Below are 14854 nucleotides of genomic sequence, written 5' to 3' on the forward strand. Positions count from 1 at the left end.
GAACGCGCAAATCGGTTATACATGATGGCGGATGGCCTGCACGTGACCCGGCCAATGCGTTAGATATGATCTGGAGCTGTCGGCTGCCGCCGCGACAAGATTAAGGGTACTGCGCTCGATGTCTTTCCACTCGATCTATGCCCACGGATTTGCACGCGTGGCGGCCTGCGTCACCACCTCCCATGTGGCCGATCCCACGGCCAATGCGAAGGCGATCCTGGCGGCGGCGAATGCCTGCCACGAGCAGACCGCGGCGGTTGCTGTGTTTCCCGAGCTGTGCCTGTCCGGCTACGCGATCGAAGATCTGGTGAAGCAGGACCCGCTGCTCGATGCGGTCGAGCGCGGGCTGACCTCGATCGTCGAGGTCTCCTCGACGCTGATGACCGTGCTGATCGTCGGTGCGCCGCTGCGGTTCGGCAATCGCATCTACAATTGCGCCGTCATCATCCATCGCGGCAACATCCTCGGCGTCGTGCCCAAGAGCTATTTGCCGACCTACCGCGAATTCTACGAGGGGCGGCATTTCGCTTCGGGCGCCGGCATCGTCGGAGAGACGATCGCCCTCGGCGGGCTGCATGCCCCGTTCGGCACCGACCTCCTGTTCGCGGCCGAGGACGTCCCGGGCCTGACCATCGGCGTCGAGATCTGCGAGGACATGTGGATTCCGGTGACGCCGGCCTCCGAGCTGGCGCTTGCCGGCGCCAGCGTGCTGATCAACCTGTCCGGCAGCCCGATCACGATCGGCCGGGCGCGCTCGCGCGCGCTGCTGTGCCAATCGACCTCGGCGCGCTGCCTGGCGGCCTACGTCTACTCGGCCGCCGGGGCAGGGGAATCGACCACGGATCTGGCCTGGGACGGCCAGACCTCGATCTACGAGAACGGCGTGCTGCTGGCCGAGGGCGAGCGGTTCCGCCAGGATGGGCAGATCACGCTGGCTGATGTCGATCTCGACCTGCTCAGGCAGGAACGCGCTTTGATGGGGACGTTCGACGACAACCGCCGCCAGCGCGAAGGCTTCTACCGGAGGATCACCTTTGCCCTGAAGCCGCCGGCCGCGGATATCGGTTTCCTGCGCAAGATCGAGCGCTTTCCGTTCGTCCCGAGCGACGAGAGCCTGCTCGAGCAGGATTGCTATGAGGCCTACAACATCCAGGTCGCCGGCCTCGTGCAGCGTATGCGCGCGACCGGTACGAAGCGCGTCGTGATCGGCGTCTCCGGCGGGCTCGATTCCACCCATGCGTTGATCGTCGCCGCCAAGGCGGTCGACCTGCTTGGCCTGCCGCGCGAGAACGTCCTCGCCTACACCATGCCGGGCTTTGCCACCGGCAGCGAGAGCAAGACCAATGCGTTGGCGCTGATGAAGGCGTTGCAGACGAGGTGGCAGGAACTCGACATCCGCACCACGGCGACGCAGATGCTGAACGATATCGGCCATCCCTTCGGCAAGGGCGAGAAAGTCTACGACATCACCTTTGAGAATGTGCAGGCAGGCCTGCGCACGGATTATCTGTTCCGGCTTGCCAACCATCACGGCGGCATCGTCATCGGAACCGGCGACCTCTCGGAGCTCGCGCTCGGCTGGTGCACCTACGGCGTCGGCGACCAGATGGCGCATTACAACGTCAATGCCGGCGTGCCGAAGACGCTGATCCAGCACCTGATCCGCTGGGTGATCGCCTCGAAACAGTTCAGCGACGACGTCAACCGGACGCTCGGCTCGATCCTGGCGGCCGAGATCTCGCCGGAACTGGTGCCGGTGCAGCCCGGCGAGAAGCCGCAGAGCACGGAAGCCTCCGTCGGTCCCTACGAGCTTCAGGACTTCAACCTGTTCTACACGCTGCGGTTCGGCATGCGGCCGTCCAAGATCGCCTTCATGGCGCTCCAGGCGTGGAAGGACGCCGCCCGAGGCGAATGGCCGCCGGCATTCCCGAACGATCGGCGCAAGGCCTACGATCTGCCGGAGATCCGCCGCTGGCTCGAAGTATTCCTGCGCCGCTTCTTCGCCTTCAGCCAGTTCAAGCGCTCGGCGATGCCGAACGGGCCGAAAGTGTCCGCCGGCGGGTCGTTGTCACCGCGGGGCGACTGGCGCGCGCCGTCGGATTCGAGCGCGGCGGCATGGCTTGAGGACCTCGAGCGCAACGTGCCAAGCTAATCGGTGCAGTGATCGACATTCGGGGGACAATCTGATGTCGGCTGATGATGGGAAAGTGGCGGGCGAGGAGGCGAAGGTCGTCAATGGCCTTTACATCTTCGACATCGAAATGCGCGACGGCAAGCGCGGGCAGGCGAGGGGCGTCGTCGTGCTCAGCGATGGGCGCATCATGGGCGGCGACAGCTATTTCTATTACACCGGCAGCTACACGTTCCGGAACGGCAAGTGGCGCGGCGATATGACGGTCAACCAGCACACCGAGGCCGTCGGCAGGACGCTCGCATTCGGCGGCAGCGAGGTCACCTGCGGTTTTTCGGGCGACTACTCCGCCGGCGGCGCCGAAGTCGAAGGCATGGCGCTGGTTGGCAAGACCAGCGTGACATTCACGGCCCGCCTTACGCTGAAGGATGCGATCTGAGCCTCCACTGATCTGGTTCGCCTTCTCGTTCCCGTTCGGGAACCTTCGCTCACACAGAACGTTCGCCTCTGTTGTTGCGAATTGTTGAGGAGAGGGATCATGCGCAAGCACTTGATGTTGTCGACCGCAGCTGTCGGACTGATGCTCGCATCCGGCATTGCCTATGCCCAGGCGCCCGGCGGGCGCGGAGACGAGCCGAAACGGACCGAGGAGCCAGCGAAAGGCGGCGCGCCGCAGCGCGGCGGCGCCCAGGAGCTTCAAGAGCGATCGCAGGGCGCCCAGGAGCGACTGCAGGGCGCCGGCCGCGAGGAGAAGGGCGGCGCTGCCAAGCACGAAGCCAATGATGACAAGCGCCCGCCGGCCGGTTCTGCCGAGCGCAACCAACCCAAGGCCAAGGATCAGGCACAAGAATCTCGTGAGCCTTCGCGCGATCGCAATCGGGAGGCGGAGAGCGCGAAACCGGGACGCGACAGCAAGAGCAGCGCTGAGACGAAGCAGGACAAGTCCGCGCCGCAGAAATCAACGGCCGAGTCCGAGAAGTCCAAGACCGGCCCGGCTGGCCAGCAGAACGAACGCACGGGTGCTGCGGCCAACCAGAACGAACGCAACCAAAGCCAGCCGCCGCGCAATGCGGTCGAGCAGCAGCCGCAACCGAGCAACCGGCCGGCCACCGCGACCGACACCAACCGGACGGCCCCGACCAACAATGCGCAGACCGCGCCTGCCACCTCGGGCACGCAGACCAATCAAGCCAATCAGGCGACCCAGACCAACACCCAGGTCAATCAGCAGACCCAGGTGACGTCCGAGAAGCAGGTGCGGATCTCCGAAACGGTGAGCCGTGCACGCTTGGCGCAGCCGGAGCGTAATCTGAACATCACGATCCGGGTGGGCGAGACCATCCCTTCGCGCGTTCGCCTCCATCGGCTGCCGCCCGAGATCATCTCGATCGAGCCGCAATACCGGGACTACGAATATTTCGCGACGGATGATGACGTCGTCATCGTGGAGCCGCAGACGCATCGCATCGTCAGCCAAGTGCCCCGTGATCCCTCGCGAGCGCGTGCACAGATGGGTGGCGGCACCTCGTCGAGCATGTCGGCGGCCGGGGGAAGCAATGTGAACTGCCAGATCATGCGGCGCGATGCCTCGGGCAATGTGGCCCAGGCAGAACCCTCAACCGTGGGCTCGACCGCGCGCAGCGATTCCCTCAGCGTGACTGTCCAGATGCCCGGCGGCGGCTCGTCCGCGCCGATCACCCTCGGCGCTGCCGCGGGCAACATCGTCGTGGCGACGCAAGGGCAGGGCGACTGCACGGTCACGATCGAGCCGCAGACGCGCTAACCCAAAGAGGCGCTGAAACGACAACGCGCCGCCCGGCTGAATCAGCCGGGCGGCGCGTTGCTGCGTTCAATCTGAAAGTTTCGAGGTCCGGAGTGCCTAGGAGTCCGGACCTCGTCACCTTGCCCCAGCCTTTGATCCCCCCGCCCCATGTGGTCCCCCAACCCCGTGGTGCGCGATCAGAGGGTGATGCCCTTGGAAGGCCGCCGATCGATGTCCCGCGATGTACGCGATGTATGGTTAGGATTCCATTCCGGATCACTACGGAGACACCCGTGCTCGCTTCGGCACGCTGATGCATTCGTCTGCTTGCGCTGCGATCGCGCCTGCCTGAATTCCGTGCACGCGGCCGGCACGATGTCCACACCTCGTCCGCGTTGAGGAACCTGCATTTCACGGGCCTGTCATTGAACTGGTCTAGCGCTGCCCTTGTCATTGTTGACGGCGAAGGAGCAAGCCATGTCGAAGCCGGTGTTGGGCGCTGCATTGTCGATCAAATCGATCCCCGCTCACCGCGACTGGCTTCTCGAACGGCAGCGCGATCTCGAGATTCAGGATTTTTTTCGCGCCGACTTGCTCGACGGCGACTGGCGAAGTGCCGCCAGCGAAATCAAGCAGATGCTCTCAGGCCATACCGGCCGGCTCGGTATCCATGGCCCGTTCTGGGGCTTCGCGATCGGTAGCCACGACCCGATGATCCGCGAGGTGGTGACGAAGCGGCTGCTCCAGGGGCTGGACGCCGCCGAATTCCTCGGCGCGACGCAGATGGTGATCCATTCGCCGTTCACGACCTGGGACCACAACAACCTCGATCTCTACCCGGACAACCGCGGCAATCTGGTCGAACGCGTCAGCGCGACGCTTGCCGAAGTGATCGCGCGCGCCGAAACGATCGGCTGCGAAATCGTCATCGAGAACATCGAGGACAAGGATCCGCGCGACCGCGTCCGCCTCGCCAAGGCGCTCGAAAGCAGCAAGGTCCGCGTCTCCCTCGATACCGGTCACGCCAATTACGCCCACATCTCCACGGGCGCGCCGCCGGTCGACTACTACGTCGAGACCGCCGGCGACATGCTGACGCATGTGCATCTTCAGGACACCGACGGCTTTGCCGACCGGCACTGGGCGCCGGGCGAAGGCAACATCCCGTGGGTCGCCGTGTTCCGCGCGCTGGGCCGGCTCACATCGAACCCGCGGCTGATCCTCGAACTCCGCAATCACGACGACGTCCGCACCGGCGCAGCGCATCTCACCGCGCTCGGTCTCGCTGAATAACCGCATCACCAGAGGGCAGGGCTTATCATCATGAGCAAACTCACCCGTCGCACCATCCTGAAGTCCGGCGGCGCTGCCGCAAGCACGCTTATTCTGCCGCGCTTTGCGATCGGGCAGGCCGACAACCGTCCCTCGGTGACGATCGCCGTGCAGAAGGTCACCAACTCGAACGTGCTCGACGTGCTGCGCGAGCAGTCCAATGTCGGCGAGCGCGTGTTCTTCTCCTCGATCTGGGAAGGTCTCATCTCGAAAAACTGGCGCGGCAGCCTCGAGGCCGTGCCGGGCCTTGCCACCGAATGGCGCCGCATCGACGATCAGACCGTCGAGGTGAAGCTGCGCCAGGGCGTCAAGTTCCACAACGGCGACGAGCTGACGGCCGACGACGTCGTCTTCACCTTCAGCCGCGAGCGCATGTTCGGCGAGACCGAGGCCAAGAGCCGCTCCACCATCCAGGCTTTCGAGAAGATCCCGACGCCGCGCCCGGGCAAGGAGCTGCCGCCGGATGTCCCCGCGGTCGCGCGCCGGATCTGGCCGGACCTCGTGCGCGTCGACGCCGTCGACAAGTACACGGTACGCTTCTACAACGCGACGCCCGACGTCACGATCGAGGGCCGCCTGTCGCGCTACGGCTCCGACATCGCAAACCGCCGCGCCTGGGCCGAATCCGCAAGCTATCTCGACTGGGCGCGCAAGCCGGTTACGACCGGCCCCTACAAGGTCGTCGAGCTCAAGCCGGACGTGTCGCTGACGCTCGAAGCACATGACGAATATTGGGGCGGCCGCCCGCCGCTCAAGCGCATCCGCTTCCTCGAGGTGCCCGAAGTCGCGAGCCGCATCAACGGGCTGCTGTCGGGCGAGTACCAGTTCGCCTGCGACATCCCGCCGGACCAGATCGCCGGCATCGAGAAGAATTCCGCCTTCGAAGTGCAGGGCGGCACCATCCTCAATCACCGCCTGACCGTGTTCGACAAGAACCACGCCCAGCTCGCCAATCCGCTTGTCAGGCGCGCCTTCACCCACGCGATCGACCGCCAGGCGATCGTCGACAGCCTGTGGGCTGGCCGCACCCGCGTGCCGAAGGGTCTGCAGTGGGAGTTCTACGGCGACATGTTCAACGCCGACTGGAGCGTGCCCGCCTATGATCCCAAGCTCGCGCAGGACCTTTTGAAGCAGGCGGGCTACAAGGGCGATCCGATCCCGTACCGCCTGCTCAACAACTACTACACCAACCAGGTCGCGACCGCGCAGGTGCTGGTCGAGATGTGGAAGTCGGTCGGCCTCAACGTGCAGATCGAGACCAAGGAGAACTGGTCGCAGATCATGGAACGTGCGCCGACCCGCGCGGTGCGTGACTGGTCGAATTCGGCCGCCTTCAACGATCCCGTCTCCTCGCTGGTCGCCCAGCACGGACCGAACGGCCAGCAGCAGCAGATCGGCGAGTGGACCAACGTCGAGCTGAACAAGCTCTCGGAATTCCTGGAGACTTCGACCGACCGTGCGGCCCGCAAGAAGGCGTTCCTCCGCATGCTGGAGATCGCTGAGCGCGAAGACCCCGCCTTTACGGTGCTGCACCAGAACGCGACCTTCACGGCCAAACCGAAGTCGATCAAGTGGAAGGCGGCGCCGGCGTTCGCGATGGATTTCCGCGCCGGCAATTTCGAGGCGTAGGCCGTGACGCCCCTGATCAGCCTCGAGGACCTCAGCGTCGCCTTTCAAGGCGTGCCGGTCCTGCGTGGTGTCGCTCTCACCTTGCAGAAGGGCGAGGCTCTTGGCCTCGTCGGCGAGTCCGGCTCTGGCAAGTCGGTGACGTGGCTCGCTGCCCTCGGTCTCCTGCCGCGGCATGCGAAGATCTCGGGCTCGGTGCGGCTCGACGGGCGAGAGATTCTTGGCGCACCGCCCTCCGAGCTCGACCATATCAGGGGCGGGCGTGTCGCCATGATCTTCCAGGATCCGGCGAGCTCGCTCAATCCGGTGCTGACCATCCGCAAGCAGCTCTGCGAAACGCTTGCGCTGCACCGCGATCTCTCCGGCGACGCCGTGAAGGCCGAAGCGCGGCGGCTGCTCGATCTCGTCGGCATTCCCGATGCGGCGCGGCGGCTTTCGGCCTATCCGCATGAATTCTCCGGCGGTCAGGTACAGCGCATCATGATCGCGATGGCGCTGGCCGGAAATCCGGATCTGCTGATCGCGGACGAGCCGACCACCGCGCTCGACGCCACGATCCAGGCGCAGATCCTGGAGCTGCTCTCCACCATCCGTCGCGAGATGGGCATGGCGATGGTTCTGATCAGCCACGATCTCGGCGTCGTCGCCGAAAACTGCGACCGCGTCGCGGTGATGTATGCCGGCCGCATCGTCGAAGAGGCACCCAGCAATCAGATCTTTGCCGATCCGTTGCACCCCTACGCGCAGGGCCTGATCGGCGCGCTGCCGCCGCTGGACGGACCGCGCCGGCGCCTCACCGCCATTCCCGGCACGGTGCCAGATCCCGCGAGCATGCCTGATGGCTGCGCCTTCGCGCCGCGTTGCACGCTGGCGGCCGAGCCGTGCGGGCTTGCCGCGCCGCGCCTGGTGCCGATCGCGAACGATCGCGCGGTTGCCTGCATCCGCGCCGAGGCCTCGCGCCGCGCGCTGCTCGGGATCGCCGCCGAATGAGTGCGCCGCTCGTCGAGGTGTCCTCGATCGCGCGCAGCTACAGCATGCGCTCCGGGATGTTCGGCCGCAGCACGGTCGTTCACGCCGTCGACGGCGTATCGCTGACGATTCCCAAAGGCGAGACGCTCGGCCTCGTCGGCGAATCCGGCTCAGGCAAATCGACGACCGGCCGCATCGTGCTCGGCCTCGAGCCGCCCGACAACGGCGAGGTGCGGTTTGACGGCAAGCCGATGGCGGCACCCGGGACCACTGCTTGGCGCGCGCAGCGGGCACGCATGCAGATGATCTTCCAGGACCCGCTGGGCGCGCTGGACCGGCGCTTGCCGGTGGCGACTCAGATCGGCGAGCCGCTGGACATTCACGGTCTCGGCACCCCGGCCGAGCGCGAGGAGCGGGTGCGCGAATTGCTGCGCTCCGTCGAGCTCACGCCAGCGCACGGCACCCGCTATCCGGGCGCGCTGTCCGGCGGCCAGCGCCAGCGCATCGTACTGGCGCGGGCGCTGGCGACGAAACCGGATTTCCTGGTCTGCGACGAGCCCGTCAGCGCGCTCGACGTCTCGATACAGGCGCAGGTGGTGAATCTGCTCTGCGATCTTCAGGCGCAGCTGGGGCTCACGCTGCTGTTCATCAGTCACGATTTGCGCGTCGTCAGACAGATCAGCAAACTGGTCGCCGTGATGTATCTCGGGCGCATCGTCGAGATCGGCAGCGCCGACGATCTGTTCGCACGGCCTGAGCACCCGTATACGCAGGCGCTGGTCTCGGCCTCACCGGCGCCGGGCCGCCGCAGCGCGGGCCGCATCGTGCTAGCGGGCGATCCGCCGAATCCGGCGGCCCGGCCCCAAGGCTGTGCCTTCCATCCGCGCTGCCCGCGCGCGATCGCGCGTTGCGCGACCGAGACACCGGTTCTCTCAGCCGTTGGCGGTGACAGGCAGGTGGCGTGCCATCTCGTGACGGGGCCGCGGGCCGAGACGCGGGACGCGGCGTGATGGGGCGCTATTTTGCCATCCGCATCGGACGCGCGGCGCTGACGATCGTGCTCGTCGTCACCTTCGCCTTCGTGGTGTTGCGCCTCTCCGGCGATCCCTCGCTGATGATTTTGGGACCGGAAGCACCGCCGGAGGTCCTCGCGGCGTTCCGCAAGGCCTGGGGTCTCGATGACCCAATCTGGATGCAGTATCTTGATTACTTCGGCGCCATCGCCAAGGGCGAGCTCGGCCGTTCCATGCGTGATGGACGGCCGGCAATCCAGCTCGTGCTGGAGCGGATCCCGGCGACCTTGGCGCTGACACTGCCGGCCTTCTTCTTCAAGGTCGCACTCGGCATCCCCGCCGGCATCTACGCGGCGCTGCACCGGGGATCGGCAATCGACCGCGCCGTGATGATGGCGGCGGTCGCCGGCTTCACGGTGCCGAGTTTCGTCCTTGCGCTGCTGCTCGTGCTCGTCTTCGCCGTGCAGCTCGGCTGGCTGCCTTCCGGCGGGCAGGACAGCTGGCGCCACGCCATTCTGCCGATCGCGACGCTCAGCTTCGGCGGTGCCGCCGTGCTGGCGCGCTTCACGCGCAGCGCCATGTTGGAGGTGCTGGGCCAGCCCTACATCCGCACCGCTTCTGCCAAGGGCGTGCCGTGGCGCAAGGTGGTGACCTCGCATGCGCTGCCGAACGCGGCGATACCGACCGTCACGATTCTGGGCTTCATGGTGGGCACGCTGATCGCGGGCGCTGTCGTGGTCGAGAGCGTGTTTTCATGGCCGGGAGTAGGGCGACTTCTGGTCGTTGCGGTCGCCAACCGCGACCTCGCCGTCGTGCAGTGTATCCTGCTGCTGGTCGCCATGACCATGGTCACGTCGAACCTGATCGTCGACTTCCTCTATGGCTTCCTCGATCCGCGCCTGCGCGCGAAAGGAGCCCATGCATGACGGACACGGCGATCAAGGACGCGGCTGTCCGCCGCCGGATCAGCCTGCCGGCGATCCCGGCCTCGGTCGCGCTCGCGGTCAGCTGGATCGTCGCGATGCTGGTGATTGCGGCGTTCGCCGAGCAGATCGCGCCCTATGGCTACACCCAGCTCGACCTGCGCAACCGGCTGGCGTCGCCCGGTCACGTCGCGCACTGGCTCGGCACCGACGAGCTCGGCCGCGACGTGCTGTCGCGGCTGCTCGTCTCGATCCGCATTTCGCTCCTGATCGCGTTCGGCGCGACGGCCATTTCGGCCGTCGTCGGCACCACGCTCGGCTTCCTCGCGGCGCATTTCCGCGGGATTGTCGAGCAGTTCGTGCTGATGCTGACCGACTTCCAGGCCAGCATGCCGTTCCTGATCATGGCGCTCGCGGTGCTCGCCTTCTTCGGCAATTCGCTGCCGCTGCTGATCGGCCTGATGGGATTGTTCGGCTGGGAGCGCTACGCCCGCATCGCCCGCGGCCTTGCCATCTCCGCCAATGCGCAAGGCTATGCCGCCGCCGTCCGCCAGTTAGGGGCCACGCCGCCGCGGATTTACTTGCGCCACATCCTGCCCAACATCGCCTCGACCCTGATCGTCTCGACCACGCTGGTCTTTCCCGAGGTGATCCTGATGGAGTCGGGGCTATCCTTCCTCGGCCTCGGCGTGCAGCCACCGATGACCAGTCTCGGCAACATGGTCGGCTATGGCCGCGAGTACCTGACCCGGGCACCCTGGATCATGCTGGCGCCGGCCGCCACCATCGTGGTCACAACGTTGGCCGTCTCCGTAATCGGCGACTGGCTGCGCGACCGGCTCGACCCGACCCTGCAATAGCCTGCCGATCTCGTGTCCCGGACGCGCGAAGCGCGAGCCGGGACCCAGGAGGCGATAGCACTCGCTGCCGGATGGGCCCCGGCTCTGCAGCGCACCGTCGAAGAGACGCTGCGCTGCGTCCGGGGCAAGTAAGATAGCCCGCGCCGGGAGCAGGGGAGGCCTGCACGGGCCGATCCGGCCCCGTCCAGCCCAAGTTCCCGTTGCACCCGCCGACCCCGTGCGCTATCCGGCCGGAAAGGCCTGGGGCGGCTTCGATATTTTCCCGCCCGGCCGGCCAAACCGAGGACGGAAACCGCCATGCCAGCCTATCGCTCCCGCACCACCACCCACGGCCGCAACATGGCGGGCGCCCGCGGCCTCTGGCGCGCGACGGGCATGAAGGATGCGGATTTCGGCAAGCCGATCGTCGCGGTCGTCAATTCCTTCACCCAGTTCGTGCCCGGCCACGTCCATCTGAAGGACCTCGGCCAGCTCGTCGCCCGCGAGATCGAGCAGGCCGGCGGCGTGGCGAAAGAGTTCAACACCATCGCCGTGGACGACGGCATCGCCATGGGTCACGACGGCATGCTTTACAGCCTGCCGTCACGCGAGCTGATCGCTGACAGCGTCGAGTACATGGTCAACGCGCACTGCGCCGACGGCATGGTCTGCATCTCGAATTGCGACAAGATCACGCCGGGCATGCTGATGGCGGCGCTGCGGCTCAACATCCCCGCCGTGTTCGTCTCGGGCGGACCGATGGAGGCCGGCAAGGTCACGCTGCAGGGCAAGACCAAGGCGGTCGACCTCATCGACGCGATGGTCGCAGCCGCCGATTCCAAGGTCAGTGACGAGGACGTCAAGGTGATCGAGCGCTCGGCGTGCCCGACCTGCGGCTCCTGCTCGGGCATGTTCACCGCCAACTCGATGAACTGCCTGACCGAGGCGCTCGGCCTCGCGCTGCCCGGCAACGGCACGGTGGTGGCAACCCATGCCGACCGCAAGCGCCTGTTCGTGGAAGCGGGCCACACCGTCGTCGATATCGTGCGCCGCTATTACGAGCAGGACGATGCCAGCGTGCTGCCGCGCAACGTCGCCAACTTCAAGGCGTTCGAGAACGCCATGACGCTCGACATCGCCATGGGCGGCTCGACCAACACCGTGCTGCATCTGCTCGCCGCCGCCCATGAAGGGCAGGTCGAATTCACCATGCAGGACATCGACCGGCTGTCGCGCCGCGTGCCCGTGCTGTGCAAGGTCGCGCCGTCGGTTGCCGACGTCCATGTCGAGGACGTGCACCGCGCCGGCGGCATCATGGGCATTCTGGGCGAGCTCGATCGCGCTGGCCTGATCGACACCGCCGTCTCGACCGTGCACGCGCCGACCATGAACGACGCGCTGGAGCGCTGGGACATCAAGCGCTCCAGGAGCGAGTCCGTCCGCACATTCTTCCGCGCCTCGCCCGGCGGCATCCCGACCCAGGTCGCCTTCAGCCAGGAGCGCCGTTACGACGAGCTCGACACCGATCGCGAGAAGGGCGTGGTCCGCAACCTCGCGCACGCCTTCAGCAAGGACGGCGGGCTCGCGGTGCTGTACGGCAACCTCGCGCAGGACGGCTGCATCGTGAAGACCGCCGGCGTCGATGTCTCGATCCTGAAGTTCTCCGGCCCCGCGCGCGTGTTCGAGAGCCAGGACGCCGCCGTGGAAGGCATCCTGGGTGGCAAGGTCGTCGCCGGCGAGGTCGTGGTCATCATCTACGAAGGCCCGCGCGGCGGCCCCGGCATGCAGGAGATGCTGTATCCGACCAGCTATCTGAAATCGATGGGCCTCGGCAAAGCCTGTGCGCTCGTCACCGACGGTCGCTTCTCCGGCGGCTCGTCAGGCCTGTCGATCGGTCATCTGTCGCCTGAAGCGGCCGAAGGCGGCAACATCGGTCTGGTGCGCACCGGCGATCGCATCTCGATCGATATCCCGAATCGCAGCATCACGCTGGAGGTCTCCGACGAGGAGCTCGCCAGGCGCCGCGCGGCGGAGGAGGCCAAGGGCGATGCCGCCTGGCAGCCCGCCGCGCGCAAGCGCAACGTCTCGACCGCGCTGCAAGCTTACGCCGCGCTCACCACCAGCGCCGCACGTGGTGCGGTGCGTGAGGTGAAGCGTCGCTCGAAGTAAGCGCGGCATCGTTCTCGCCTCGCATGCATGGTCAACAAGTTCTGAACGGCCGGTGAAAACCGGCCGTTCGCATTAAGGATGCCTCGACGAACTTCAGCAGCCTAGGATTTTGCGGCATATACTGCGGCGACCTTCGCAAATCCATTTCGGGCAACTGGGGCACCACCACAATGTCTCGTACTCTTGCTGTTGTTTTCTCCACGGCCGTCGCTGCGATTTCGATGACGGGTACTGCTTCCGCCGGCTGCTACAATTGCTACGCGCCCCCGCCGTGCCAAACCTGCTACCAGCAGCAATACGTGCAGCCGCAATACCGCACCGTCGACGAGACCGTGATGGTGTCGCCCGGCGCCACCGTCGCGCATCGCACGCCGGCGCAGTATCGCACCGTGATGGTGCCGCAGACCGTGATGGTGGCCCCGCCGAGTGTCCAGTACGAGCGCATCCCGCCGCAATACGCCACGCGCCAGCGCGTCGAGATGGTCCAGCCGGGCTATTCCTATTACGCTCCGGTGCAGATGGGCTGCGCGTCCTGCGGCTACTGAGGCAACCTAGCTACGAAGAATTCAAGCGGCGCTCCTCACGGGGCGCCGTTTTGCTTTTGAGGGCAGCAAACGAGGCTCGGAAACGGAGACGACTCCAAACTGGGGCTCGCAACCAGCGACGCCCTGGGAGATGTCGCCAGTGTCCGGGATTGCCGAGGGGCCCAGGCTATGGGAACAGGCGGCTGACAGGATCGGGTGCCGGGGAAGGGGGCCGGCGCCAACTTCGCGTTGCCATGCGCCGTCGACTACGTTAAGCGACAGCCATTCCGGGTTTGGAAGGGTGGCCGAGTGGTTTAAGGCACCGGTCTTGAAAACCGGCGTGCCCGCAAGGGTACCGTGGGTTCGAATCCCACCCCTTCCGCCAGTACATCCGACCGGGATCTGTCGGTCAGGCTTTCCGGGCAGGTGATCGGTGAATCAGACGTCCAATCCGGCCGCGCTCGACAAGCTGAAGCTCCGCATTCAGGCGTTGCGTGCCAAGACGATCGCCAATGGCTGCACCGAGGACGAGGCGCTATCTGCCGCCGCCAAGGTCGCCGAACTGCTGGATCGCCACGATTTGTCGCTCTCCGACGTCGAACTGCGCGCCTCGCCGTGCGAACGGAGGGTCTACGAGACCCATCGCAAGAAGCGAATTCCCCTGGACGACTGCATCGGCGCGATCGCTCATTTCTGCGATTGCCGGGTCTGGAGCGAGAAGAACGCGGCCGGCGAGAGCAGCTATGTGTTCTTCGGTCTCGGCGCGGATGTCGAGGTCGCGCATTATCTGGCCGAGTTGATCGACGGCGCCGTGCGCGCCGAACTCGGCCGCTTCAAGACCTCGGTCGACTACAGCAGGTTCCGGCACCAGGAGCGGCATCTGGCCAATGCCTCCTTCGCGCTCGGGATGGTGGCGTCGATCGCGGACAGGCTGGTGGCGATCAAGGCCGGTCGTGATCAGGTCAACGAAAGCACCGGCCGCGGGCTGGTCGTCCTCAAGACTTCGGTGGTCGATGCGGAATTCGACAAGCTCGACCTCAAGATGCGGACCCAGCGCAGCAGCAGCCGGATGGTGTCGATGACGGCCTATGAAGCCGGCGGCGCCGCCGGTGCGTCGCTTTCCATCAATCCCGGCCTTGGCGGGTCGCAGACCACGGCCAAAGGGAGCTGATCACACCATGTGGGGCGTTCAACCCTCTGCGGCCCGTGAGACGTCGGTTGCTGGGCTACAGGAACTTGGCCATCGCCGGCTTGTCCGCACTCTCGTCCACCCACGGAGCACGCCCTTGGAAAGTACGATCATTGGAGGATTCGACACGCGCCGCGGTGCCGAGCTTGCGGTTGAGCATGTCGTGCAGGAATGCGGCGTGCCGCGCAGCGACGTCTTCGTCCAGCCCGCGATGGATGCCAAGGCGAACTGATCTTCAGTAAGTCCTGATGGAGGAGCGTTCCCCTGCGTCCGGACATGTCGCTGCACTGCGCCCACTGCGATGGGCCATGTGTGGACGGCTCCGGGTTGGCAAGGAGAATCTTCACTTGCGGCGTTGGTCGGAGCAGCCATGTGTT

At 66.0% G+C, this 14854-nt stretch carries 13 protein-coding genes and 1 tRNA gene; all 14 read left to right on the forward strand.

What is annotated here, in order from left to right; genetic code table 11:
* Positions 1 to 118 precede the first annotated feature (118 nt).
* The 14 genes from QSV46_RS36190 to QSV46_RS36255 all read left to right on the forward strand — a co-directional run bounded on the left by QSV46_RS36190 (position 119) and on the right by QSV46_RS36255 (position 14709).
* The gene (locus tag QSV46_RS36190) at positions 119 to 2152 is read left to right on the forward strand and encodes an NAD(+) synthase (RefSeq protein WP_314963054.1); all 2034 of its coding nucleotides are present in this window, start codon (positions 119 to 121) and stop codon (positions 2150 to 2152) included.
* A gap of 34 nt (positions 2153 to 2186) precedes the next feature.
* Positions 2187 to 2570 carry a GrlR family regulatory protein gene (locus QSV46_RS36195; RefSeq protein ID WP_314963056.1) on the forward strand — a complete coding sequence of 128 codons (384 nt, stop codon included), beginning with the start codon at positions 2187 to 2189 and terminating at the stop codon, positions 2568 to 2570.
* A 141-nt stretch (positions 2571 to 2711) separates the two neighbouring features.
* Positions 2712 to 3914 carry a DUF1236 domain-containing protein gene (locus QSV46_RS36200; protein ID WP_314963058.1) on the forward strand — a complete coding sequence of 401 codons (1203 nt, stop codon included), beginning with the start codon at positions 2712 to 2714 and terminating at the stop codon, positions 3912 to 3914.
* 456 nt (positions 3915 to 4370) lie between these two features.
* Positions 4371 to 5186: a sugar phosphate isomerase/epimerase family protein gene (locus tag QSV46_RS36205; RefSeq protein WP_314963061.1), complete on the forward strand. Its 816-nt coding sequence runs from the start codon at positions 4371 to 4373 to the stop codon at positions 5184 to 5186.
* 30 nt (positions 5187 to 5216) lie between these two features.
* Positions 5217 to 6854 carry an ABC transporter substrate-binding protein gene (locus tag QSV46_RS36210; RefSeq protein WP_314963064.1) on the forward strand — a complete coding sequence of 546 codons (1638 nt, stop codon included), beginning with the start codon at positions 5217 to 5219 and terminating at the stop codon, positions 6852 to 6854.
* Between the two features lie 3 nt (positions 6855 to 6857).
* On the forward strand, positions 6858 to 7841 hold the full coding sequence (locus tag QSV46_RS36215) for an ABC transporter ATP-binding protein (protein ID WP_314963067.1): 984 nt from the start codon (positions 6858 to 6860) through the stop codon (positions 7839 to 7841).
* A complete protein-coding gene (locus QSV46_RS36220; RefSeq protein ID WP_314963070.1) occupies positions 7838 to 8830 on the forward strand; it encodes an oligopeptide/dipeptide ABC transporter ATP-binding protein in 993 nt (330 codons plus the stop codon). The genes QSV46_RS36215 and QSV46_RS36220 overlap by 4 nt, the downstream gene beginning before the upstream one ends.
* The gene (locus QSV46_RS36225; protein ID WP_314963072.1) at positions 8830 to 9759 is read left to right on the forward strand and encodes an ABC transporter permease; all 930 of its coding nucleotides are present in this window, start codon (positions 8830 to 8832) and stop codon (positions 9757 to 9759) included. Before QSV46_RS36220 ends, QSV46_RS36225 begins: the two co-directional genes overlap by 1 nt.
* Positions 9756 to 10616 (forward strand): ABC transporter permease, encoded by an 861-nt coding sequence (locus tag QSV46_RS36230; RefSeq protein ID WP_314963074.1) that lies wholly within the window; start codon positions 9756 to 9758, stop codon positions 10614 to 10616. The genes QSV46_RS36225 and QSV46_RS36230 overlap by 4 nt, the downstream gene beginning before the upstream one ends.
* Before the next feature lie 297 nt (positions 10617 to 10913).
* Positions 10914 to 12764, forward strand: coding sequence for a dihydroxy-acid dehydratase (gene ilvD, locus QSV46_RS36235; RefSeq protein WP_314963077.1), 1851 nt, complete (start codon positions 10914 to 10916; stop codon positions 12762 to 12764).
* Between the two features lie 221 nt (positions 12765 to 12985).
* Positions 12986 to 13309: a hypothetical protein gene (locus QSV46_RS36240; protein ID WP_314963079.1), complete on the forward strand. Its 324-nt coding sequence runs from the start codon at positions 12986 to 12988 to the stop codon at positions 13307 to 13309.
* Positions 13310 to 13583: 274 nt separating this feature from the next.
* Positions 13584 to 13673 (forward strand) — tRNA-Ser (locus QSV46_RS36245).
* A 48-nt stretch (positions 13674 to 13721) separates the two neighbouring features.
* Positions 13722 to 14459 carry a DUF2786 domain-containing protein gene (locus tag QSV46_RS36250; RefSeq protein ID WP_314963083.1) on the forward strand — a complete coding sequence of 246 codons (738 nt, stop codon included), beginning with the start codon at positions 13722 to 13724 and terminating at the stop codon, positions 14457 to 14459.
* 115 nt (positions 14460 to 14574) lie between these two features.
* Complete coding sequence (locus QSV46_RS36255; RefSeq protein WP_314963092.1) at positions 14575 to 14709, forward strand: hypothetical protein; 135 nt, start codon at positions 14575 to 14577, stop codon at positions 14707 to 14709.
* Positions 14710 to 14854: the final 145 nt, after the last annotated feature.

It is taken from the genome of Bradyrhizobium cosmicum, from assembly GCF_032290525.1.
Taxonomy (GTDB): Bacteria; Pseudomonadota; Alphaproteobacteria; order Rhizobiales; family Xanthobacteraceae; genus Bradyrhizobium; species Bradyrhizobium cosmicum_A.